The organism is bacterium SCSIO 12741 (genome assembly GCA_024398055.1).
In the GTDB taxonomy this organism is placed as follows: domain Bacteria; phylum Bacteroidota; class Bacteroidia; order Flavobacteriales_G; family Salibacteraceae; genus SCSIO-12741.
Map to the genome: position 1 here is coordinate 4,430,470 of CP073749.1, position 23,134 is coordinate 4,453,603.

Annotated in this window: 23 protein-coding genes; 13 read left to right on the forward strand and 10 right to left on the reverse strand. The window is 43.6% G+C overall.

Going from position 1 to position 23,134, the window contains the following annotated elements:
* Positions 1-3: 3 nt before the first annotated feature.
* The 3 genes from KFE98_18845 to KFE98_18855 form a co-directional block, all read right to left on the reverse strand.
* Positions 4-477, reverse strand: coding sequence for a hypothetical protein (locus tag KFE98_18845; protein ID UTW62044.1), 474 nt, complete (start codon positions 475-477; stop codon positions 4-6).
* Positions 478-516: 39 nt separating this feature from the next.
* Positions 517-1,395 (reverse strand): hypothetical protein, encoded by an 879-nt coding sequence (locus tag KFE98_18850; GenBank protein UTW62045.1) that lies wholly within the window; start codon positions 1,393-1,395, stop codon positions 517-519.
* Positions 1,396-1,471: 76 nt separating this feature from the next.
* On the reverse strand, positions 1,472-1,999 hold the full coding sequence (locus KFE98_18855) for a hypothetical protein (GenBank protein UTW62046.1): 528 nt from the start codon (positions 1,997-1,999) through the stop codon (positions 1,472-1,474).
* 430 nt (positions 2,000-2,429) lie between these two features.
* Between KFE98_18855 and KFE98_18860 the strand changes: the two genes are divergently transcribed.
* The gene (locus tag KFE98_18860) at positions 2,430-3,710 is read left to right on the forward strand and encodes a sodium:proton antiporter (GenBank protein UTW64746.1); all 1,281 of its coding nucleotides are present in this window, start codon (positions 2,430-2,432) and stop codon (positions 3,708-3,710) included.
* 79 nt (positions 3,711-3,789) lie between these two features.
* On the opposite strand, the gene KFE98_18865 is transcribed toward KFE98_18860, so the two are convergent.
* Entirely contained in the window at positions 3,790-5,253 is a 1,464-nt protein-coding gene (locus tag KFE98_18865; protein ID UTW62047.1) for an aminoacyl-histidine dipeptidase, read from the reverse strand.
* 226 nt (positions 5,254-5,479) lie between these two features.
* On the opposite strand from KFE98_18865, the gene KFE98_18870 reads away from it, so the two are divergent.
* Together KFE98_18870 and KFE98_18875 are read left to right on the forward strand one after the other, a co-directional pair.
* Positions 5,480-6,070: a tRNA-(ms[2]io[6]A)-hydroxylase gene (locus KFE98_18870; GenBank protein ID UTW62048.1), complete on the forward strand. Its 591-nt coding sequence runs from the start codon at positions 5,480-5,482 to the stop codon at positions 6,068-6,070.
* Between the two features lie 11 nt (positions 6,071-6,081).
* The gene (locus KFE98_18875) at positions 6,082-6,693 is read left to right on the forward strand and encodes a YqgE/AlgH family protein (protein UTW62049.1); all 612 of its coding nucleotides are present in this window, start codon (positions 6,082-6,084) and stop codon (positions 6,691-6,693) included.
* Here the strand turns inward: KFE98_18875 and KFE98_18880 are convergent.
* From KFE98_18880 to KFE98_18890, 3 genes are read right to left on the reverse strand one after another with little or no spacing between them, the layout of a single operon-like run.
* The gene (locus tag KFE98_18880; protein ID UTW62050.1) at positions 6,686-7,540 is read right to left on the reverse strand and encodes an aminotransferase class IV; all 855 of its coding nucleotides are present in this window, start codon (positions 7,538-7,540) and stop codon (positions 6,686-6,688) included. The two genes, KFE98_18875 and KFE98_18880, sit on opposite strands and share 8 nt — an antisense overlap.
* Positions 7,537-8,019, reverse strand: coding sequence for an HAD family hydrolase (locus tag KFE98_18885; GenBank protein ID UTW62051.1), 483 nt, complete (start codon positions 8,017-8,019; stop codon positions 7,537-7,539). The genes KFE98_18880 and KFE98_18885 overlap by 4 nt, the downstream gene beginning before the upstream one ends.
* Positions 8,019-8,630 (reverse strand): rhomboid family intramembrane serine protease, encoded by a 612-nt coding sequence (locus KFE98_18890; GenBank protein UTW62052.1) that lies wholly within the window; start codon positions 8,628-8,630, stop codon positions 8,019-8,021. The genes KFE98_18885 and KFE98_18890 overlap by 1 nt, the downstream gene beginning before the upstream one ends.
* 141 nt (positions 8,631-8,771) lie before the next feature.
* Between KFE98_18890 and KFE98_18895 the strand changes: the two genes are divergently transcribed.
* From KFE98_18895 to KFE98_18925, 7 genes are all read left to right on the forward strand, one after another.
* Positions 8,772-9,914 carry an aspartate aminotransferase family protein gene (locus tag KFE98_18895; GenBank protein ID UTW64747.1) on the forward strand — a complete coding sequence of 381 codons (1,143 nt, stop codon included), beginning with the start codon at positions 8,772-8,774 and terminating at the stop codon, positions 9,912-9,914.
* A 66-nt stretch (positions 9,915-9,980) separates the two neighbouring features.
* On the forward strand, positions 9,981-10,805 hold the full coding sequence (locus KFE98_18900; protein ID UTW62053.1) for a mechanosensitive ion channel: 825 nt from the start codon (positions 9,981-9,983) through the stop codon (positions 10,803-10,805).
* Positions 10,806-10,902: 97 nt separating this feature from the next.
* A complete protein-coding gene (locus tag KFE98_18905; protein ID UTW62054.1) occupies positions 10,903-11,286 on the forward strand; it encodes an acyl-CoA thioesterase in 384 nt (127 codons plus the stop codon).
* A 6-nt stretch (positions 11,287-11,292) separates the two neighbouring features.
* The gene (gene zupT / locus KFE98_18910) at positions 11,293-12,096 is read left to right on the forward strand and encodes a zinc transporter ZupT (protein ID UTW62055.1); all 804 of its coding nucleotides are present in this window, start codon (positions 11,293-11,295) and stop codon (positions 12,094-12,096) included.
* A gap of 179 nt (positions 12,097-12,275) precedes the next feature.
* On the forward strand, positions 12,276-14,039 hold the full coding sequence (locus KFE98_18915) for a hypothetical protein (GenBank protein ID UTW62056.1): 1,764 nt from the start codon (positions 12,276-12,278) through the stop codon (positions 14,037-14,039).
* A 111-nt stretch (positions 14,040-14,150) separates the two neighbouring features.
* Complete coding sequence (locus KFE98_18920; GenBank protein ID UTW62057.1) at positions 14,151-14,342, forward strand: hypothetical protein; 192 nt, start codon at positions 14,151-14,153, stop codon at positions 14,340-14,342.
* Positions 14,343-14,354: 12 nt separating this feature from the next.
* The gene (locus KFE98_18925) at positions 14,355-14,741 is read left to right on the forward strand and encodes a DUF4280 domain-containing protein (GenBank protein ID UTW62058.1); all 387 of its coding nucleotides are present in this window, start codon (positions 14,355-14,357) and stop codon (positions 14,739-14,741) included.
* Positions 14,742-15,345: 604 nt separating this feature from the next.
* Here the strand turns inward: KFE98_18925 and KFE98_18930 are convergent.
* A complete protein-coding gene (locus tag KFE98_18930; GenBank protein UTW62059.1) occupies positions 15,346-15,978 on the reverse strand; it encodes a DsbA family protein in 633 nt (210 codons plus the stop codon).
* 182 nt (positions 15,979-16,160) lie between these two features.
* On the opposite strand from KFE98_18930, the gene KFE98_18935 reads away from it, so the two are divergent.
* The 3 genes from KFE98_18935 to KFE98_18945 all read left to right on the forward strand — a co-directional run bounded on the left by KFE98_18935 (position 16,161) and on the right by KFE98_18945 (position 21,467).
* Entirely contained in the window at positions 16,161-16,724 is a 564-nt protein-coding gene (locus KFE98_18935; protein UTW62060.1) for a peroxidase-related enzyme, read from the forward strand.
* A gap of 35 nt (positions 16,725-16,759) precedes the next feature.
* A complete protein-coding gene (locus KFE98_18940; protein UTW62061.1) occupies positions 16,760-18,001 on the forward strand; it encodes a permease in 1,242 nt (413 codons plus the stop codon).
* Between the two features lie 115 nt (positions 18,002-18,116).
* Positions 18,117-21,467 (forward strand): gliding motility-associated C-terminal domain-containing protein, encoded by a 3,351-nt coding sequence (locus tag KFE98_18945; GenBank protein UTW62062.1) that lies wholly within the window; start codon positions 18,117-18,119, stop codon positions 21,465-21,467.
* On the opposite strand, the gene KFE98_18950 is transcribed toward KFE98_18945, so the two are convergent.
* Together KFE98_18950 and KFE98_18955 are read right to left on the reverse strand one after the other, a co-directional pair.
* On the reverse strand, positions 21,464-22,297 hold the full coding sequence (locus KFE98_18950) for a hypothetical protein (protein ID UTW62063.1): 834 nt from the start codon (positions 22,295-22,297) through the stop codon (positions 21,464-21,466). The two genes, KFE98_18945 and KFE98_18950, sit on opposite strands and share 4 nt — an antisense overlap.
* Positions 22,298-22,490: 193 nt before the next feature.
* On the reverse strand, positions 22,491-23,015 hold the full coding sequence (locus tag KFE98_18955) for a DUF2911 domain-containing protein (protein ID UTW62064.1): 525 nt from the start codon (positions 23,013-23,015) through the stop codon (positions 22,491-22,493).
* Positions 23,016-23,134 lie beyond the last annotated feature (119 nt).

Here is a 23,134-nt window from a genome sequence, read left to right on the forward strand (position 1 = left end):
GAATTAATGTTTAAAACCTGAGTAAAAAATAACACAACCTTTCTCAATCACATTAGCATTAGAACTGTTGGAAGCAGGAATGATGTAATTGATATAAATACGGTTATGTGTTGAGCTTTTGGGAGGATCAAACACAAAATGTCTTTCGTGTGTGCTTCCTTCGAATATTTTCTTGCGACTCTGAACAGAAGCTGGCTTGTCATAGATCTCCACCTTCACATCCTGGTGCAGTCCTTCTGTATTGAACACGAAGCGGTAGTTCGCATCGTGAAACAGAGGAACTTCTACCTCTTTAAACTGACTTTCTCCTGAAAAGGTAATCTTGGTGATTTTAAAAGCGTAGTAATGGTAGGGTTTCAAATCTCCCTTACACTTCTTCTTCACCTCGTCATCCCATTTGCAGGAGTTCTTTACGGTTTGAGCCTGACCGGCTAAACTTCCGGAGATAATCAGTAATAGAATCAGAATTTTTTTCATCATAATAATTTGTAGTTAGCACTAACCGTTCCGTCTATTTTATTGGGCACCTTCTTTTACGATGGTATTGCGAATTTCCTTCACCCGATTGTACAATTCTAAAAAGTGCTTGTCTTCCATCGCAGTCATGTTGAAGGAGTACTCATCCTCTCCTTTCAACCCTTCGATGCCATCAAAATAGTCTTGAAGGCTTTTCAATTGAGCATGAACAGCGTCTGACTCATTATTACGATTAGGTAGCAATTCAAGTCCCTTAACCAGGTTAGGCAAAATGGTCATCTGCTCTACCAGACGCTCACGCAACACTTCGTTGTCGCTGCTACGAGCCGCGTCTAAACCGATGTACATTCCTTCCATCCAGGCTCCGGTAAAAATAATCATGGCTGAGTGCTCTTCATTGTTTTCAGCAATCAACACATCTGTATTTTCTTGAAATTCCAACATAATGTTCAACATAGAGTCAACATCGCTGATGTTGGATTCGAATCTTTCAAAAATTGGGCCGGCATTGAAAATGGCTGACATTCCAGTCTCATCTGCCAAGGTCCGAATAGACTTTAGGTATTGAATGGATTGATTAGGCTGATCATTTAATACACAGTAAAATAGGTCAGCAGAGTACACCCCAAAGTTCATCAACTTTTCAAACTTTGAAAAGTAGTTTCCTGTATTCTCAGGTGGATTTGTTACTCCATCAATGTAAGTAAGACCTGAGCTTTTAAAAATGGTATGAATTTGAAGAGCTGAAGGAATAATAAATTCTGGTTCATCCGATTCGTCCTCCATCACCACTACATCTTCGACCACGGCCGGGTCAGAATCTTCGACTGGCGTTGCATCGTTCGTTTCACCTCCGCAGGAGAACAAAATCGACCCGCACAAGACCAAAAGAAAAGCGTTGAATTTATTAGCGTTCATGATAGTTTTTTATGGGTGTTACAATTGCGAATATATAAATTTATGCCATTGACCAACGGCGGTCTGCGGCCCTTTTTCAAAAATCCAGATTCGAATATCCGGCCCCTAAAATCAAACATCCGCGGTTGCGAATACCGTTGTGAAATTCCTTATCCGCCGGCACTTTTACACTGATGTAAATTCGGGAACCCTCAAAATCTTTAGGGAGCTCATAACTGAAGTGATTGGACGAAGATTCATGTAAGATCTTTGCCGAACTCATCTTGTGAGGTTTATCGGTAATATGAATGGTAACTCCGGTAGGCATCCCTTCCGTATTGATAATGAACTTGTAACCCGTGGAATAGAAAATAGGTACGGCTATTTCCTTCACCTGATCGTAGGCTTTATAATGAATCTTGGTAGTGGTGATTTTGTCGAGCTTAAAGGGGGTAATATCAGACTTTATTCGCTCACAGGAGGCTTCCTTTTTGCACGCATCCTGAATGGTTAAGCTGGATTCACTCTCTGTTGAACCCTTTTTCTTCTTGTCGTGTTTTTGCCCCCATGCCATTCCCGCAAAAAGCAAAACAACCACAAGCAGTAGTGAAGATTTCAGTTTCATACAACCGGTATTAACGTATTTTGATCTGGGTTACAATCCAGGCTAAAAGTAGGTAAAGATGTGCTTTCTACGAACATTTCGCCAGATAATTATCAAAATCAACCAACATAAACTAATCAGCTGATAAACAATAAATTACAAACACATTACACCCCATTGCCATTATCAAAAGTTTTATATTTTTGGAAGGATCGTATCATTTTTTAGCATGGAAATTCTCAAGAAAACACTTTGGATATCGCTCCTGGCGATGTTATTGACGGCCCCATCGTTGGCCTATTCAAGTAGCAGTTCGGATGGCCTGAACAGCTCAGATTTAATTGCCTCGGTTGAGGTAGACCACCCTGAGGCTCAGGATGATTCGGGCAGTGCTGCCGAACCCGCAGAAGCCGAGCACGGTCATGAACATGGCGGACACGGCGGTAAAGGCATGAATATTCTGGACATTATAGCCATTTTAATATTCCTCGCTGCTGTCTTCACCTTTATCAACATTCATTACATCAAGCTCCCGGGTACCATTGGGCTCATGATGCAAGCCCTGGTTCTCAGTCTGATCATTGTGGGTATTGGCTTCGTTGTCCCCAGTTTGAAGGAGGGCGCTGAAGGCATTATGCGTAATGTGGACTTTAGTGAAGTACTGCTCAACATTATGCTGAGCTTCTTACTGTATGCTGGAGCGCTACATGTGGATATCGACAAACTGCGCGAAGAAGCGGCGTCTGTATTCATACTCGCTATTTTCGGTACACTGATCTCTACCTTTTTGATTGGTGGTATGATTTGGTACTTCCTTCAAGTTTTGGATCTGCCTATTCAGATTCGATTCATTGAATGTTTATTGCTGGGTGCCCTTATCTCCCCTACCGACCCGATTGCGGTACTGGCCATTTTGAAAACCACTAACATTTCGAAGAACCTTCAGATTAAAATCGAGGGAGAATCTCTGTTTAATGACGGTATCGGTGTTGTGGTCTTTTTGACCATTCTTGCGATTGCCACGGGCGGAAGCGGCCACGGAGGCGGAGAAGAAATCTCTGCGGGTACGGTTTCCCTTCTCTTCCTTAAAGAGGTGTTTGGTGGTGTGTTGCTTGGTGCCGCCTTTGGTGCACTGGGTTATTGGCTATTGGTAATTATTGATAATGCTCACGAAGAATTGGAGGTGCTGACTACACTTGCTCTGGTTTTGGTGGGTACTCAAATCGCTGTTCACCTTCACGTATCTGCTCCTTTGGCCATGGTGGTTATGGGACTTATCATTGGTCGTGGAAACAGCCATGATAGCGAAGAAGAAGGAATTGCGGGTGAATATGTAATGAAATTCTGGCACCTGGTCGATGAAGCGATGAACGCCATCCTATTTATCCTGATCGGGTTGGAAATGCTGATCATCATTGAAGAATCTACCAGTACCTACCTCATTGTTGGGTTGAGCGGTATTCTTATCATCCTATTTGGACGTTTTATTGGTGTAAGTATTCCGGTATTGGTTTTGGACTTTTTCAAAAAATCGGCAAAGGGGACGATACTTATACTAACCTGGGGAGGTCTACGTGGCGGAATCTCCATTGCCTTGGCCCTGTCCCTATCGGCTGATGATATTGGGCAGGATGTAAAATACTTGATTGTAACCATTACCTACTGCGTGGTAGTATTCTCCATCCTTGTTCAAGGATTAACCATCGAAAAACTGGTTAAAAAGTACATATAACCCCAACGGGTTTCACCTAAATAAAAAAGTCCGTGGTCAATCGACTCACGGACTTTTTTTATGGTGTATGTTTTCCTTCTTAGTTCTTAGAAGGAATTTCGTTTAGAATCTTCTGAAGGTATCTCCAAAAACGCTCCACGGTACCAATGTGCACCATTTCATCGGGAGAGTGAGGATTCTTAATGGTAGGACCAAAAGAAATCATATCCAACTGAGGTTGAGTTCTGGAAATAATCCCACACTCCAATCCAGCGTGTACAGCATTTACGATAGGCTTCTCTCCAAAGAAGTCTTCATGAATGCCACGCATCACTTTCAAAATATCAGAATCTGGATTTGGTGCCCATCCCGGGTAGCTTCCGGCGTGTTCCACAGAAGCACCGATCAATTCGTATACATGTTGAATTTTAGCGGCTAAATCGTCTTTGGAATGCTCCACTGAACTACGCGTCAGGTAATCCACTTTAAATGTTCCATTCTCAATCAATACACGAGAAGTATTTGTAGAGGTTTCTACCAGTCCTTCAAAATCGTTGCTCCAGCGATATACTCCATTTGGAGCACCATCTAAGGCCCGCAACAACTTGTACTGATCGTCTTTATTCATCATCTGTCCGCTGGCTTGAGCCTCTTCCCAAACCAAGGTCAATCCCTTGTCGGTTTGAGCAAACTCTACCTTCGATACAGCTTCATATTCCTTAATTACACCTTCCAGGTCGCCCAATTTGGCCGCATCAAAAGCAACGGTTACAAAAGCCTCACGTGGAATGGCGTTACGCAGGCTACCTCCGTCGAACTGAATAAGACGAACATCGGTCTTTTCATTCAACAAAAGCAAAAGTCTGCTCATCATCTTGTTGCTATTTCCCCGCTGCAGATGAATATCGCAACCTGAGTGCCCACCAAACAATCCTTTGATGGTCAATTTATAAGTACTCCAGTCAGCTGGAATGGCATCAGAAGCATAGTTGTATGAAACTGTGGTATCAATACCTCCCGCACAACCAATACAAAGCTCTCCTTCGTCTTCCGTATCCATATTCAGGAGAATATCTCCTTTCAACCAACCTGGAGTCAGGTTATCAGCTCCGGTCATTCCGGTTTCCTCGTCGATGGTAAACAAAGCCTCAATCGGGCCGTGTGGCATATCGGTAGCGGCCAAAACAGTCATTGCTGCGGCTACTCCAATTCCATTATCAGCGCCCAGGGTAGTACCTTCTGCTTTTACCCAATCTCCATCAATGTAGGAGCGGATGCCTTCAGTTAGAAAATCAAAATTGGTTTCGTTGTTTTTTTGGTGCACCATATCCAGGTGAGACTGTAAAACCACTCCCATTCTGGATTCCATTCCTGGAGTTGCAGGCTTGCGAATCAAAACATTGCCAATTTCGTCTTGCTCTGTTTCCAATCCCAGCTTTTTTCCAAAGTCTACGATGAACTGAATTACTCTTTCTTCTTTTTTTGATGGTCTGGGCACTGCATTGAGGTCTTCAAAGTTGTTCCACAATGCTTTTGGCTCCAGGTTTCTAACCTCTGAACTCATAGAATTACTTGTCTTTTTTAAGGGTTCCAAATATATCCAATTTGAGGCGTTCTATTCGCGATTCAATAGGTGTAAATTTCGTTAAATGATCGGGGTGGTTTCCGTACAAATGAGCACATTTGAATTTTGAATTTTCAACTCAGAGCGAAGCGATCACCGCGGGTAATCTTGAATCTTGAGGATTCGAGAAGCGAGATTCGAGATTGATGATGATTGAAAACTGATTATGAGCACGAAATACAACCTGAAGTTATCCTGGGACACTCCAGTCGAATGGACCCAAGCTGTTCTTTCGGATTTTGACTCCTTTTTACAGGATCATGCCGACTGTGAGCGCAAAGCCTCCTCCATGGCTATGAGTTTTATTGCCAAGTGTCCCGATCGCAATGAAATTATTCCAGAACTAATTGAAACTGCTCTCGAAGAATTGGTGCATTTTAAGCTGGTGTATGAAGTTATGGAAAAAAGAGGGGTTTCCTTAAAAAATGACATGCCCCAGGATGAGTATATCAATCAACTGATCAAAGCATGCAGATCAGGACGTGAAGAACGCTTAATGGATAGAATGATTGTAGCCTCTGTAGTAGAGGCCCGAGGAGCTGAACGCTTTCGATTGGTGGCTGAGAATCACCCGGATGCTGAAATGCAAAAATTCTACGATATGTTGTGGAAATCAGAGCACAAACACAGCGACATATTTCTGCGCCTGGCGGAGCACTATTGGCCATTCGACCAAATAAACGACCGCTTGCAGGTTTTCCTCGAAAAAGAAGGTAATATACTGAGTGCACTTCCGTTTAAACCTGCTTTGCATTAAATTTAAAGGATATGAGTAGAAACCGTGAAGAAGAGGCCTTTGATGCATTTTTTAGAAAACTGAACAACCAACAACAATTAGCTGAAAAAGGAAAAATATTACTGTCTGAACCTTTTTTGTCAGACCCCAATTTTAGTCGTAGCGTAGTCCTGTTGGTTCGTCATGACCCTGAAGGAAGTGTGGGCTTCGTATTGAACCGAGAATCTGATTTTTACATCAACGAAGTGGTGGATGACTTTCCCGATTTTGAATCCCGGGTTTTCATTGGAGGACCTGTGGGCCGCGAAAGTCTTTTCTACCTCCACTCCCTGGGCGACAAACTTGAAGGGAGCTTCAAAGTACAACGAAACCTTTACTGGGGTGGAAACTTCGACCTATTGAAAGAGCTTATTGATAAAGGTGAAGTAGACCCTAAACAGATTCGATTTTTTGTAGGATACTCAGGCTGGGAATCGGGTCAGCTGGAGCAGGAAATGGAAGAAAAGAGTTGGATCGTGACCAAAGCTGCCTCATCCGAAGTATTGATCAAAAACACGGGTAGACTTTGGGGACGATTGCTCAACAAACTGGGTGATTCTTATCGAATCATTTCAAACTTCCCGAAGGACCCGCACCTCAACTAAGCTTCTGGTTTAGCGCATGGACCAATTTATCGGCAATGCGATGAAAGTAGCGTTTGCTTCGAAAGGCACCCACCCATTGTATTCCTCTAACCGCATTGGTCATGAACACTTCATCGGCCACCATGAGATCGTTTACACTGAGGTCTTTTTCATAAACCTTCAACCCCATTCTGGTGGCTTCATGGATGATCACTTGACGCATCACTCCTGGTAGGCATCCGGAAGCTAAAGACGGAGTAAAAAGTTCTCCTGAACGCACTACGAATAGATTGGTAAATGAACCTTCGCAAAGCTGATTTCCAGCATTGACCAGGAGCACCTCATCCATTCCATTTTTCTTTTGAAACAGCCCGGCTTTGACGTAGAAAAGCGAACTCGTAGTTTTTATCCCGGACCAAGGTATGACTGGCTTTTTCCAATAATCAAACACATCTACTTTCCACCCTCTCCCGTTTAAAGCAAATCGAGAATCATGTACTCTTTCACTTTCAAGAATGAACTCCCCTTCCACCGAATCGGGACTGTAGGCTCCCCCACCTGATCGATACACGGATAGTCGCAATCGGGCTGAATCTGTATGGCCATTTCGCTCCAAAAGTTCAGCAACCTTCGATTTCATCACTTCCAGATTAAACAAGTCACCCGAAGTTTCGAATTCCATCTCTACCGCTCCTCTTTTTAGCCGCTGAAGATGAATGGCCAGGTAAGGAACAGAAGTACCAAAGCTACGCATGGATTCAAACAGACCATCGCCATACCGAAAAGCCCGGTTTTTAGTAGAGACCTTCCACTCTTCTTGGGGAATTAGAATACCGTTGTGAATAATCCAGGATGTGGCTGAACTCATGGAATTTGAGGTAAAAGATTACGAATATCGGAGTTGGGCTCAATTAAAATGCCCTTCACCCCCACTTTGTTTGCCGCTACTACGTCTCGTTCAGAATCTCCAATCATAAAGGAATCCTCAGGGTTAATCCGATGAACGGCAATAGCCTTTTCCAACATTTGCGAATCGGGTTTGCGACTGAGGGATAGCGAATAGTCCTGATGATAGGGACTTAAGTAAATATCGGTCAATTCAATACCCTTTTCGGCCAGAGCTTCACTCATGTATTGGTGCACTTCATAAACCTCTTGCAAGGAATAGAGTCCTTTAGCTACTCCTCCCTGATTGGTGATGACAATGAGTTTGTAACCTTTATTTTGCCATTCGACTAAGGATTCAAACAAGCCTGGAGTAAACTCAAAATCTTCCTCCTTCCAGGTATACGTTCCTCGTTCCCGGTTGATAACACCGTCACGGTCTAAGAAAATCGCTTTGTTCATTAAATCAATGCAGATATAAACCTCAAAAATAAATCAGGACGGAAAGCAATGGGAAAGAAAAAGCCAAATAGAGCACCAAAAAAGTGAGCGTCGTGAGCTACGTTGTCATTACCCCGTTTATCCAAATAATACTCAGCAGCCAGGTAGAGAGGACCAAAGATGTAAGCAGGAATAGGTATGGGCAAAATGAGCAACATGAGTTCCATTAGAGGAAAGAACAGAATGGAAGCAAAAAGCACTCCTGCTACTGCTCCTGAAGCACCAATAGAAGAATAAACCACATTATTTCCATGACGAATAACGGCTGGCAATGCCGCAAATGCAATTCCTCCTACGTACAACAAGAGGAACAAGAACGTGCCTTGGGTGGCCCCAAATTCCCGCTTCATAAAGAGTTCGGTGTTTTCACCAAACATGTAAAGCACAAAGAGGTTAAAAAACAAATGAACCCAATCGGCATGAATGAAAGCATGGGTAAAAATCCGGTACCACTCCTTGCGATTAACCACCATGTAGGGGCTCAATTTCCATTTATGAAAAAGCTCCTGATTGTTAAAAGCCATGATGGAAACCCCGGCGGTAAGAATGATGATAAATAGGGTAACGCTCATTCCGCAAATCTATACAAGTACAACTTCTCCAAATGGACAGAAGGAAGAGTTTTAAGCTTTTTTGACCGAAAGAATCTATCCGCTAATTTTGGCCACTATGAGCAAACTAAGTCCTTCTCTTGCCCCACTACCTCTCATCCTATAGGTTTGGACATTATTAAAGCCCAAGGTGATTTGATCATTGATCGTTCTGGCAAGGAGTACATTGATTTCATTTCAGGTATCGGGGTGAGTAATTTGGGCCACAACCTTCCGGAAATCAAGGAAGCGATTCGCCGGCAGTTAGACAAACATGCCCACGTGATGGTCTATGGTGAATATGAACAGGAAGTGGTGACCGAATTTGCCCATACCCTACTCTCCTTTTTTCCTGATAGGCTGAATGCGATGTATCCTGTCAATTCTGGAACGGAGGCCAATGAAGCAGCTCTAAAACTGGCCCGAAGGGTAACCGGAAGATCTGAAATTATTTCCTTCCAAGGAGCTTACCATGGAAATACCACAGGTTCGATGAGTATTTCCTACAATGAGGATAGAAAATACCCCTTTAGGCCCTTGCTGCCGGATGTTCGCTTTATTGCTTTGAATAACTCCGACCAATTAAATCAAATTACAGATAAGACTGCTGCTGTTTTTCTGGAAACCATTCAAGGAGATGCCGGAGTGCGTATCCCCACAGTTGAATACATGCAAGCCCTTTTGAAAAAGTGCCGATCAACGGGTACCTTATTGATTTTGGACGAAGTACAAGTAGGCATGGGAAGAACTGGAAAGTTTAGTGCTTTTGAGCACTTTGACATTGTTCCCGACGTGGTTACCTTAGGTAAGGCACTTGGGGCTGGAATGCCCATTGGAGCTGTTGTAAGTCAAAAGAAATACCTCGATCAATTGAGTCGATCTCCTGAACTGGGACACATTACCACCTTTGGCGGGCACCCTGTTATTTGTGCCTCGGGTCTGGCCGGATTACGCTATTTCAAAGAACACCGAATCCTGGATCAAGTGGAAGAAAAAGGACGTTTTATAGAAAATGCCCTCACTCAAATTCCAGGAGTTCAGCTGCGTGCATTTCGTCGAAAAGGAATGATGATTGCCGTAGAGCTTGACAACCCAGAGCAGGTCAATCAAGTCATTAACGCTTGCCGTGAATCAGGAGTACTGCTCTTTTGGTTTCTCAGTCTGCGTAACGGTTTCCGTATTGCTCCTCCCTTGAATATTTCCACTCAAAACTTGGAAAAAGCCTGTCAAATCATTCGGCGAGAACTGATTCGGGCCAATTCTTAATACAGGGAAGACCCTTCGAGTACAGCGGGTTTTATATTTTAGTACGAAATCAAAACTTACTCTATTATGGATTTAACTGTACTCGACAGATACCTTCACAAGATCATTGACCTAACCGCCGAATATGGCCCGAAATTACTTTTGGCCCTTCTTGTCCTCTTTATTGGTTTACGGGTGATCAAGTGGATGACCAAGTTGATTCATAATATTTTCGACAAACAGAAAGTAGATCCTACCCTACGCCCTTTCCTGATTAATCTGGTAAACTGGATGCTCAAGCTGATGCTATTTATCAGCGTTGCCTCCATGATGGGTGTTGAAACTACCTCTTTTGTAGCCGTTATTGGTGCTGCTGGTTTGGCCGTTGGTCTGGCTCTTCAAGGTACTTTGGCCAACTTTGCGGGTGGTGTTTTAATTCTACTCTTCAAACCTTATAAAATTGGTGATTTGATTGAGGCCCAAGGGTATTTTGGAGAAGTTAAGGAGATTCAAATCTTCATTACGGTGATCATTACTCCGGATGGAAAAACAGCAGTCATTCCGAATGGCGCAATATCCAACGGAAGTCTGACCAATTTCTCAGAGCAAGGCCAGCTAAGGGTTGACTTGACGATTGGCATTTCCTACGACTCTGATATCAAAAAGGCCCGTGAGATTCTTATGGACGTCATGCAAAGTGATCCTAAGGTGTTAAAGGACCCTGCTCCTATGGTAGCCGTATCTGAACTCGCTGATAGCTCTGTGAACTTGGCCGTTAGACCCTGGGCTACTCCGGCCGACTACTGGGATGTATACTTTGGTACCCTGGAAAAAGGTAAAGAGGCTCTGGATGCCGCCAAAATCACTATTCCGTTCCCTCAGCGCGACGTGCACCTGATCAAAGAATCGTAGTAAAAAACTACTTCCTACTTCGATAACTGTCCTTTTGTAAGGGCGATGATTCCATTCCGAAACGTTTGGCGTACTTTTGCCGATCGAAAATGGCACTATGGAATTATTAATGCAAAAACTCTGCATGGTTCGCGATATCGGGATTCATGGAAACCTGTTTGGTGGAATCATGATGTCATGGATCGACGAGGCCGCGGCGAGCTACGCGTCTCAAATTTGCCACACCCCAAATATGGTGACGGTAAAAATTGAGGAAGTAGCCTTCAAAAAGCCCGTTAAGGTTGGATTCCAGATTCGAATTTATGGAGAGGTGGAACATGTTGGAAATACGTCCATCACCATGCAAATTGAAGCCCGCAAATACAACGTATATAGCGGAGAAGAAACCTTAGTTTGTAAAACGCGAATTGTTTTTGTTCGCATTGATGAATCGGGTGAGTCGGTTCCTATTCCGCAACTCGTAAAACAGCGCTATTCCTAATACTGGATGGAGGAAAACGTAGGTCTTGCCTTTCTGCTAACCACTTTTGCTGGTCTTTCCACGGCCATTGGAAGCGCCATAGCTTTTTTTGCCAAAAAGACGAACACCAAGTTATTGTCTTCGGCCATGGGATTTTCGGCTGGAGTGATGATTTATGTCTCCTTTGCCGAGCTTCTGGTTCATTCGATGGAAATGCTCGCTGAAGAAGTGGGAAAGTCCTATGGCGGATGGATTGTCGCCGCATCATTCTTCGGTGGAATGCTTGTAACTGGCCTAATCGATAAACTTGTTCCCTCTTTCGAAAATCCCCACGAATTTGACAAAGGTCCGGAACCGACCGGAAAGGAGGCTGCCAATAAACAGCTCTACCGAATGGGAATATTTACGGCTTTGGTTATTGGTATTCATAATTTCCCAGAAGGAATGGTGACTTTTATGGGAAGCTTAAAGGATACTCATTTGGGTATTAGTATCGCCATCGCTGTAGCCGTTCACAACATTCCAGAGGGAATTGCCGTATCGGCTCCCATTTATTACGCCACGGGCAATCGCAAACGAGCCCTAACCTTCTCGATTCTTAGTGGTTTAGCCGAACCATTTGGAGCCATGGTGGGTTACCTGGTTCTAAGGCAGTTTCTCAATGATCTGGTCTTTGGTATCGTATTCGCAGCGATAGGTGGAATTATGGTTTTTATTTCCTTCGATCAACTCCTGCCTGCTGCACAAAAATACGGTTCCCATCACCGCTCACTTTATGGGCTTATCCTTGGAATGGCAGTCATGGCCATCAGCCTTTTACTCTCTCATTAACCCCCTTTTACCGACCACGTATAAATACCTGGGTAATTCAAGTATTCTTACGCTTACAACTTCCTGCTAATTGGCACAATTTAGAAGGGAAATTAGACGCCCATCCTGGCTTTTTGTAGCATCATGAAAACCAAGGAATTGGGCTGTTAACGGGGAATTTCCCCGACCGATCTGTGCCCATGGGTATACTTAAACAAGCTGTAAAAATTGGCCGGAGTCCTTCGCGCGGATTGCTTCTGGTATTCTTTCTATGGATTTCAGTTTCGGCCTTGGCGTCTCAGGATTCCACCCAAACCTCTTCCCCCATTGATGAAGCCAAAAAGGATAAAACCGAATTGGCCAAAGACGAAAAGACGGGAGCCGGTTTTATCAAAAAGATTCTCAAGATTTTTAAGTCCGACAAAAAGAAGGCGGAAGAAGCTAAAGGAGATCTCGAAAAGGCCAAGAAATACCGCTCGGCCCATGTACACCTCAAACACATGGTTAAGTACAGCCGATCGGGTTTGTCGGAGGAATCCCACTACGATTCGCTCTACCCACCAAGTAACGTTAGGTATTTGGGTCCGGTAAATGACACCTTAAACTCGGTGGTGATGGGCTGGCATCCCTATTGGCAGGGAAGTAAATACAGAAACTACAATTTTCAATTGCTTAGCGCCATCGCCTATTTCTCCTATGAAGTGGACCCGGCAACGGGAAATTACAAGAGTATTCACGATTGGAAAGAAACCGGAATGGTTGATTCCGCCCAGGCCTATGGAACCGAGGTTTACCTCACAGCTACTTTGTTTGGAAAATCAGACAATCGACGGTTCTTATCCAACAAAAAAGCGATGTCCACCTTTTTGGATAGCGTGATAAGTCTATTGGAGTTACGCGGTGCACAAGGTCTTATGCTCGACTTTGAGAATGTAGCTGCCACCGATCGCCAGAGGTATGCTAATTTCATAATTCAAGCGGCCGGTCGATTGCATGGCAAGGGATTGAAATTGGGCATGACCATAGCGGTATATGATCCTACCAATGTACTTACCATCAATGTTTTGAATGAACAGGTAGATATGGTGGTCATGATGGCTTACGGTTTTCACGGAGCCAAAAGCGATTTTGCGGGCCCGATTTCCACTTTGAAGTCCAGTGCTATGTGGGGCAAATACGACATCGCCAACGCAGTGCAAACCTACCAGAAAAAGCAGCTCGACTTGTCTAAACTGGTTATCGCATTTCCCTATTATGGAGCTGAATGGCAAACCGACAACCTGACTATCCCCTCCAGAGCGAAGGTGTTTAAAACCAACCTTACTTATGCTACCATCCAAAAAACCATTTCCGCTCCCCCTCAGTTTGATACTTCGAGTATTAGTGCCTGGATCCCCTACACCTCCAGCAACAATGACTTGATGCAAGTCTGGTACGATGACAGTTTGAGCTTAGCTGGAAAATACGATTGGGTACTTAAGAATAAGGTTGCTGGAGTAGGAATTTGGGCCTTGGGTTACGATGACGGTTATACCTCCCTCTGGGCACTTCTCAACCAAAAGTTTACCGGCCCTAAGGATACCACAGGCTCCGTTACACCCGATAGTTCGGCCGCCCATAGTGATCCAGCAAAAGCCGGAGGTGATGGCAGCAAGCAATTTGTTGAGTTTGTTTTTAATCACCCGCCGCTGCTGCTTACTATTCTTAGCTTTTTTGTCATTGCCGCTCTACTTGCTTTTGTACTTGCTATGACCGGCTGTCAAACCCGTGAAATTCTATTTTCCAGTAGGACTTTTCGCCTTGTATTTTCAGCCTTTTTTGCCGTTTCTCTAATGGCCATACTTCAGTTTCTGGGGATCTTTAGCAACAACTCCATCTATTCATGGTTGTTCTTTGCACTGGGATTCTTAGCCGCTAATTCCTTACAAATGTTGCACTTCTTACGACCTAAAGAAAAACCTTAATCCCCTTTGGAATCTCTGCTCAAATTATTGCCCAAGCTTCAGAAATTCATTGCCAAAGAATTTCTCTGGTCCCTCCTATCGCTCATTTTAGGTGTCCCAGTTTTTTTGGTCATGGCTTGGGTAATTGGAGAAATTTTACCCAATCTGGAAGAAGTTCTTGCCGGAGAGCAGATGGCTTTCAATGAATTCGTTCTTTACCTTTACGCAACATCGGTAGTCTGCGTTTACTTCGTTCACATTGTAAATGGAGCCATTCAAACCGCAGTTAAGAAAGTAGCAACCGCCGCCAAGTCGGCTAAATAGTAAATCAGAACTATGCCACAACAAGTATGCATGGGAGCCAGTTTAATGTGTTCTTTCGGGGTAGCTCCTTCAAGTTTAGTGGTACTCCCCACCAACCGGGTAATGACTTCCAATATGCCGGCAGCCAATATTATGGATCATATTCCATTGGTCAATATTCTTCCCTTTGGCATGTGTACTTCTCTTTCTAATCCAACCGTTGCCAGCGCCACTGCCGCAGCATTCGGAGTTTTAACTCCCATGCCATGCATTCCTGTTATTCCAGCTCCATGGACTCCTGGAAATCCCATGGTAACCATTGGTAACCAACCCATTATTAACAATACCTCCACCTGCAATTGTGCCTGGGGAGGTGTCATCACGGTCGTATCTCCGGGCCAAGCCACGGTCATGGATTAATCTAAATAGATGGGAATAAAAAAGGCCCGCAAGCGAGCCTTTTTTAGATTTCACTGGAACGGAGGTTCCATTGAATAAAGTGCTTTGTAAAACCGGAGGTGGAAAAATCCAACTCTGCAGCTTCCACCAGGGGTGTAAATTCCTTGGAGTAGATTGTAAATATCCAGATGGACATTTAGTAATCTTTCCTTTAACACAGAAAATACCACTCGGTTATTGAATTGCATTCCGAAAAATGAATTCAACACAGGCTTTCACTCAAAGCAGGCCTTCTTTTCAAAAGGTCAACTGAACCGATCCTCTTTTTGAGGTAGACCTTTTCAGACTGCGAACAGCCCTTTCAGATGAACCGGAAACGAACTTGGGCCAGAAGCCTGTTCAGTAGAACGTTTTACAAAGAACGATACCCAAATGTATCTCAAAATCAAGGAAATACGATGTATTTTCAAGTACCTCTTTTGCACAAAGTATACACCAAGCTTATAAACAATTGTGTATTTTGAAGAAACCTACTGTCTATAAGGGTTTTAGAGGAAAAACGAAGAATAAAACTAAGAAATCAACAGGTTGTTTATAACCTGATTGTCAATAAGTAAGGCAATTGCTACGACTTTTGCTTTATCGTTATTTCGTCCAAAATGCGAAATAGGGTTTCACGGTCACTAAACCCCTTGGCAATGAGGAAAAGCTCCCCTTCCCAGCCTACTACCAGCGCAGGGTAACCCGTAATACCCCAATCGCGGGCTTGATGAAAATCGTAGGTGGTTTGAAGTTTCATTTCCTCCGACTCAAATTGCTCCTTAAATTGGGCAGGGTCCACTTCCAGTTCTGGTAGCAAATTCAGATAAGTATCAATCTTATCCATCTCTTTCCCTTCCCGGTAAAAGGCCTTTTGAATCTGCTTAAAGAATTCAAATTCGGCTTCTGGTTTTATTTCCCGCATAACACGCACAGCACGACAAGGCGGTTCGGTATCGTAAACCCTATCCTCATGATCCAATACCGAATAATCAAAAGGTTGCCCACTTCGCTCAGCCACTTGTTTCCAATGGTGCTTAAGCATATCTGCCAAACCTCCAAAGGTTTCAGTACCATGCGGACGTAAGCCTCCCATGATCAAATGGAATCCAAACCGATCCCTGTTTTGGTCATATACCGCACTCACTTCGGGTGCAAATCCATAACACCAAGAGCACATTGGGTCAGCGAAATAATAAAAGGCATTTTCAATTTCCATGAATCTAAGAATAAGGAATAAGAAAGAGCAAAAGTACGATTACAGTAGGCAACGGAGGTGTCAAATAAACCACTAAAGATCACACTTAACATTTCTTTTTTCCGTTCCCTATTCGCCAGGTAATCCGAGGCAAATTAATTTATTGATAAACACTATCTTGCAAAACACGAAAACTGCAAATCATGCCATTTATTGAAGTCATTGATCATGAAAACTCCGACGGCGCCTTGCGGGAAATCTATGAGGACCTGATTAATAAACGCGGAAAACTGGCTGCCGTACACATGATTCAAAGTTTAAATCCTGACAGCATTGTAAAGCATATGGATTTGTATATGTTGATCATGTTTGGCAAATCTCCACTAAAACGCTACCAGCGAGAAATGTTGGGTGTTATCGTGAGTCGAACAAATCGCTGTCAATATTGCGTAGAGCATCATTCAGTGGCTCTTCAACATTTTTGGAAGGACGCCGAAAAGGTCAAACTTTTGATCAAGGATTTTACTCGAGCTGGTCTCGATGACACGGATTTGCTGCTATGCCTGTTAGCTGAACAAATGACCTTAAAACCTCATTTCGATTCCAAGGGAGAACTGTATAGAAGGTTGAAAGCTCAAGGGGTAGATGACCGTAGTTTGTTGGATGCCAATTTGGTTATCGCTTATTTCAACTTTGTTAACCGAACGGTATTAGGCCTTGGGGTAGAATCTTCTCCTGATGAAGTAGGTGGATATAACTACGATTAACTTTTTAAACCACCATTTCAGCCTAAATTTGCGGTATGAATTGGATTGGCCGTTATTTCACCGAATGGTGGCACATATTTATGGAGCTGGCCCCCTTTCTTCTTTTGGGCCTGCTATTCGCCGGAATTCTTAAAGTATTTGTTCCCACCCAGAAGATTAAACAATGGGTAGGTAAATCCGGATTCTCCTCTTCCTTGAAGGCTGCCTTAATCGGCATCCCACTCCCCCTCTGTTCTTGTGGGGTTATTCCAACTGGCATTTCTTTCCGCCAACAGGGAGCCTCAAAAGGAGCGACGGTTTCCTTTTTGATATCCACTCCTCAAACCGGCATTGACTCTTTGATTCTTACGTATACCATGCTCAATCCTGCGTGGGCTATTACCCGCCCGCTCGCAGCTTTCTTTTCAGGAGTGTTTTCAGGTTGGTGGGTCGATTCTCAAAAAAAGATCGAATCAGACTCTCTGGAAATGAATGTGGAAGAAGAAAAACCGTCAAGATCGATCAAGCGGTTGTTGAGTTATGCCTTCCTTGAATTTCTACCTGATATTTCCCGCACCCTGCTCGCTGGAATCTTTCTGGCTGCCGCGATTACCTTATTTGTACCGGATTCTTTGTTTTCCGAAGCCTGGAATGACCCCTGGCTGCATTTAATCGTAATGCTTTTGGCATCTGTGCCCCTTTACGTATGCGCCACTGGTTCCATTCCAATTGGTGCAGCTTTGTTGTTAAAAGGAATAAGCCCAGGAGCCGTTTTTGTATTTCTTATGGCGGGACCTGCAACCAATCTGGCCACGCTCACTGTACTCTGGAAAAGTCTGGGAAAAAAGCTGACTCTTCAATACCTCTTAAGCATCGTTTTCTTCGCCCTGGCTACCGGGGTTTTGATCGATTACTTTTTGCCATCCGAATGGTTTACCAATCTTTTGTTTGCTCCCCATAGTCATGGAGCACATATATTACCAGTATGGCTGCATCAATTTAGTGCCGGTCTATTGTTAATAACTTTATTTTATACTGAATACCAAAAACTCGCAATTCGTCGTCCTATGAATGATAAGGAACTACCTGAAAGTAAGGTTTTTATTGTAGAAGGAATGTCATGCAACCACTGTGTTGCCAATGTTGAAAATGCCGTGAAACAGTTGTCTGGCGTGGATTCTGTGGAAGCAGATTTCCGTCAAAATCGCCTTCAAGTTTCGGGAAATGTGGATGAAAATGAAGTCCAAAAAAAGGTAGAATCGGTTGGATATTTGTTTAAGGGACTACGAAAAAATTAACAAAATTTCGTCCAATTAAAGTTCATTTCAGCCAACCCTGCTACGTTTTTGTCGGTACACCTTCTGCCTGTTCGGGTCAATTTTCCTATTTTTATGGAGGGAAATTTGATCCAACTTGAATTGGCGTAGTTGCTTTGTATTATTGACACTCTTCGGGTGTAGTAACCTCTTTGCACAAAAGGAGGCTAACTGGTGGTTCTTTGGCCAAAATGCAGGTATCGATTTCTCTACTATTTCTTCACCGGTAAGCGTCACAGGTAGTGCGATGAGCACGGTTGAAGGTTGCGCTTCCATTTCCGATAAAAAATCTGGTCAGCTTCTTTTTTACACCGATGGTGTTCAGGTATGGGACAGACGCCATCAGCGGATGCCAAATGGAATAGGTCTTAAGGGGCACTCCTCGGCTGCCCAATCAGCTTTAATTGTTCCTGATCCGGCTGGTTCGAGCAGGTACTACATTTTTACCGTTCCTGAAAAATCCAATAAAAAAGCTTGTTACTCGATCGTCGACATGACCCTTAACCAAGGAATGGGTGATGTGATAGCCAGTAACAAAAACACACCGATATCCAATTTCAAGGTTGCCGACAAACTCACTGCCATCCGCCATATTAATGGTCGCGATTTTTGGGTATTGCTGCAGGACAATGATGATTGGACCATCTACGCTTACCTGGTTAATGGTAACGGAGTTTCTCAAAACCCAACGGTTAACCTGCTCAACAACCGCCCGGCAAATGTAAAGGTTGGCCACATGGGATGTCTTAAAGCTTCACCTGATGGCAAGCTCATCGCCTCCACCTCACTTACCCATAGCCACCTAATGATTTTTGATTTTAATGGAGCCATTGGTGCCATTAATGAAAGAGGACAATACACCTATCCCAAGAATTCTACCGGAGCGGTTTATGGAGCGGAGTTCTCACAAGACTCGCGAATACTCTATGTTTCCAGTAAAAACTGGATTGACCAATATGAACTTTATACCCCATCTGGAAATCCATCGGTTATTCGAATAGATCAGAACAAGGACGGAAACTATCGCCAGATGCAATTGGCTCCGGATGGCAAAATTTACGTAGCCCGCTCCATTAACCCACCACGTAAAAGTGTTTTAGGTGTTATTCACCAACCCACTAATTTGGGTGCAGCCTGTGGTTTTAACCCTAACGGTTTCCAACTTCGTCATCAAACACGAAGTGAAATGGGACTTCCTGCATTCCTCCCCCACTACTTTGATTCCTCACTTTTCGAAATTGGTTTGGCATGTGCCGGAGCCTACACCACCATTTCCCTGAAAGACACGGCTTCTATCGACTCCATCGTATATGACTACGGAGATTTGATGAGCATGGGTAAAAACCAGTCGAAAAACAAAGCCGATTCTCATAACTACAAACTTCCGGGTCAGTACAAAATCACCGCTAAGATTTATTACACCTACAAGGAAGATCCTATCACCGATTTGGTGGTTGGTTACCTAACCGTTCACTCTGCTCCAGATGTGGACTTGGGTAATGACACCATATTGTGCACTTCCGCAGTTCTTGGGGTTACTGTGAGAAATACGGCCGATTACGACTTAAAATGGTCTAATGGTTCACAATCTCAATCCATTCCCGTTATGGCCCAAGGGCAATACTGGGTAGAGGCCACCAACCAATGTGGAATAGATAAAGACACCATCCAAATCACAAAACTCCTTCGGAAAACGGTTAGTCTCGGTCCGGATTCCTTCTTATGCGTAGGAGATACTTTGATCTTTGATGTATCGGATACTGCTGCCAGCTACTATTGGCAAGATGGTTCCAGAAATGCCCAATTTGCAGTGACCAAACCTGGTGTGTACACCGCCCGGGTAAAAAATCTCTGTGGCATGAGCTACGACAATATCCGAATTACCTCGGAAAATGAACCCGTTTTCGACCTTGGACGTGATACTACTCTTTGTCAAGGACAATCACTATTACTCAATGCCAGTGCATCGCGTTCCAGCTACCGCTGGCAAGATGGAACGACTGACAGTACATTCATGCCTTCGAAAACAGGCTGGGTAATTGCAGAAGCCAGCAATATTTGCGGAAACACCCTGGATAGTGTTTTCATCACCTTCGACACCACGGTTAATGTTAATCTTGGAGCCGATACTATTCTGTGTAAAGGAAGTAGCATTACCCTTTACCCTCCCCTGATTACAGGAGCCACCATTTCCTGGAGTGATAACAGCCAAAACTCCCATCTCACGATAAACAAACCTGGTACCTATTGGATCCAAGCTACCAAAAGCTGCGGTACCGTTAGAGACACCATTGAAGTAATTGGTTTAGAATCACCGGTAGTTAATCTTCCTCCGGATTTCACAGCATGTGAGGATCAGGATATCTTTCTTACCATAAATACACATCCTTGCGATATGCTATGGAATACGGGTATTCGATCCAACGAAATAAAAGTGACTAAACCTGGAAAATATTGGGCTAAAGCTGAAAACGTATGTGGCTCATCTTCTGATACCGTAGTTGTTTCTATTGACCGCGACTTGAAGATTAATTTAGGAGTCGATACGACCATCTGTGATGGAGAACCGCTCGATCTGTACTTGACATTCCCCAACAACCCAGATTACGAATGGAATTCGGGAATCAAAAACCCTGGAATTCGCATAACTGAAACCGGAATTTACAGCGTTACCGTAACAAATCAGTGTGGTTCATTTACCGACCACATTTCGGTTGAAAGCACCTATACCCCAGTTCTGCTCAAACAACCCGATATTCATCTTTGTCAAGGCGATGAGATCCGACTAAAAGCTGAACTTATCAATCAATATCCTGAAGGAACCAGTGTGGTTTGGATGGATAATCTCTATCAGGATAAGATTGACGTGAATTCAGAAGGTGATTATCATGTTAAAGCCAGTAACAATTGTGGTGTTTCCAGGGATACTATTCATGTTTACAGCGTACCACTACCCCGTGTACCACTTCCGGTAGACACCCTGCTTTGCAACGATTACATGGACTTTGATTTCAGCTCTTTCGATTATGAAATGAAGTGGCAGGACGATTCTGAAGAGAAGCAGTACACCCTTCACAAAGCTGGAAACTATTACGTAGAATTAACCGGTGATTACGGCTGTTTCAACCGCCAACACATGCGAGTGGTTGATTGTGGCTCTCCCTTCTTTGTACCCAGTGCCTTTACTCCTAACGGAGATGGCGACAACGACATTTTCTACATTGTAAAAAATGGAATCCGCACCTTCTCTATTACCATTGTAGATCGCTGGAACAACATTGTTTACCAAAGTGTTGACATTGAAGAAGGATGGGATGGCACCAACATTCGTAATGGTGAAAAATGTACTTCAGGACAATACATCTGGAAGGTAACTTACAGAGACGATAACCAGAATGCACTTAAGAATGAAACAGGCAGTGTGAATCTACTTCGCTACCACGATTAGTAGATTACCCGAATACTGGCTGCCTCAATTCTTGATACTTCTTTCAAATTTCCCTTTTCAAACTCTCGTCCCAAGTTCTCCAGAGGTAAGGTCAAATCTTCGCATTTGAAATTCAGGTAATCCTGTAGGATCATACCATTGGATAAGTGATGCTGCTTGATCGCTTCCCTAAAGCGTATACCTCCGCCATTGGTTTCGTAGCTGTACGCCAAATAATCCATGCGGTAGTTTTCAGGGTTTATCCAAAACATGAATTTATCCTGGTGATCCTCTCCTCCACCCTCTTGAGCGAAAGTGACACCCATTCGTTCGTAAACCACTCCTTTTAGCGTATCAGGCCCCAAGGGTTTGAACTGGGTGGCTCGATCTGTTAAACGATAAGGAAGCAACATGAAGTAGGCCACAGAATTGACAGAGGCCGTGTAAGCTGCTTGCTTTTGAGCATCCAACTCAACCGGATTACCATTTAGATTTCTTGAAAACCCGGTATTACTGAGCTCATCCTCTATTTTTTCGCCGTCTTCATTCACAAAACTTCGGATGTACTTAAACACACCCTTCTCTTCACTGATGGAATACCATTTATCCCTAAAATGAAATCCGAAAGAGAAATTTTCGAAGGCTTCTCCTCCATAGTATTCAATGCTCTTTTCTACCAATACTGGGATCTCCTTAGGGTTTTCCACGGGCTCTTCAATCAGCTCGGGTTTCAACTCCAGGTAGTTATCCTTCGTATCTTCTCCCCCGTCACCCTGACAAGATTGAAGAAAGAATAGAGCCAGCAAAATCAGGACGGATCCCGAAAACGATTTAACAATTCGATCTATCATAGATTTTATATTGCACCCCAATTGAGAAGGATAGGTACGTTTGATCAGGCACAAACGGTTTTCCTCCCGCTAAGGGAAATATTTTTTTTCTGAAACGAGTATTCAAACCCGTCAGGAAGGGAACTCGATCAAGGCAGCGAGACTGTTAATGCTCAGACTCCTAATCTCCTTCGGAATAAACTTTTGGTAATTCCTACTTTGCGCTAACCCGAGCAGGAATCATCAAGTTGTCCCACTTGATCACCAACATGCCATCTTCAATTTCGATGGCCAGATTTTCCACTTGTACAGCAGATGGAACAGGACGAACGGTTACGCGTAATACGTCCTCCTTTTCTTTGTACTTGTAGGCTCCCCATTGATCCGGCTGAGCATTAAAGATGATCACCCATTGTTTTTCTCCTGGAATAGTAAACAAACTGTACTTTCCTTTTGGCAGCTTCTTACCCTCTACCATCAAGTTTTTGTCAATTTCGAAAGTCGTGGCTTCGTTGGCTCCGGTTCTCCATACCTTGTCATAAGGAACCAAATCTCCCCAAACGGTGCGACCTTTCACAGCAGGTGAGCTGTAGTTGATCGTTACATTGACTCCACCTACGGTAGCGTTGGTGGTCATAGGTGGACTTTTTCTTTCCGACTTGTCTTGAGCGTTGATAGGATTAATAAAAGCAGCTCCCATTAGGAAGGCAACAGTAAAAAGGGATATGATTTGTTTCATTGTTTCGAAGTTTAGGCCAAAACTAAATCACATTCCAGAGTCATTATGTTAGCTAGCCAACAATTTTTGGAGACCGTTCGGTTTGTTCTAATAATATTTCTTAAATTTGCGACCGATCG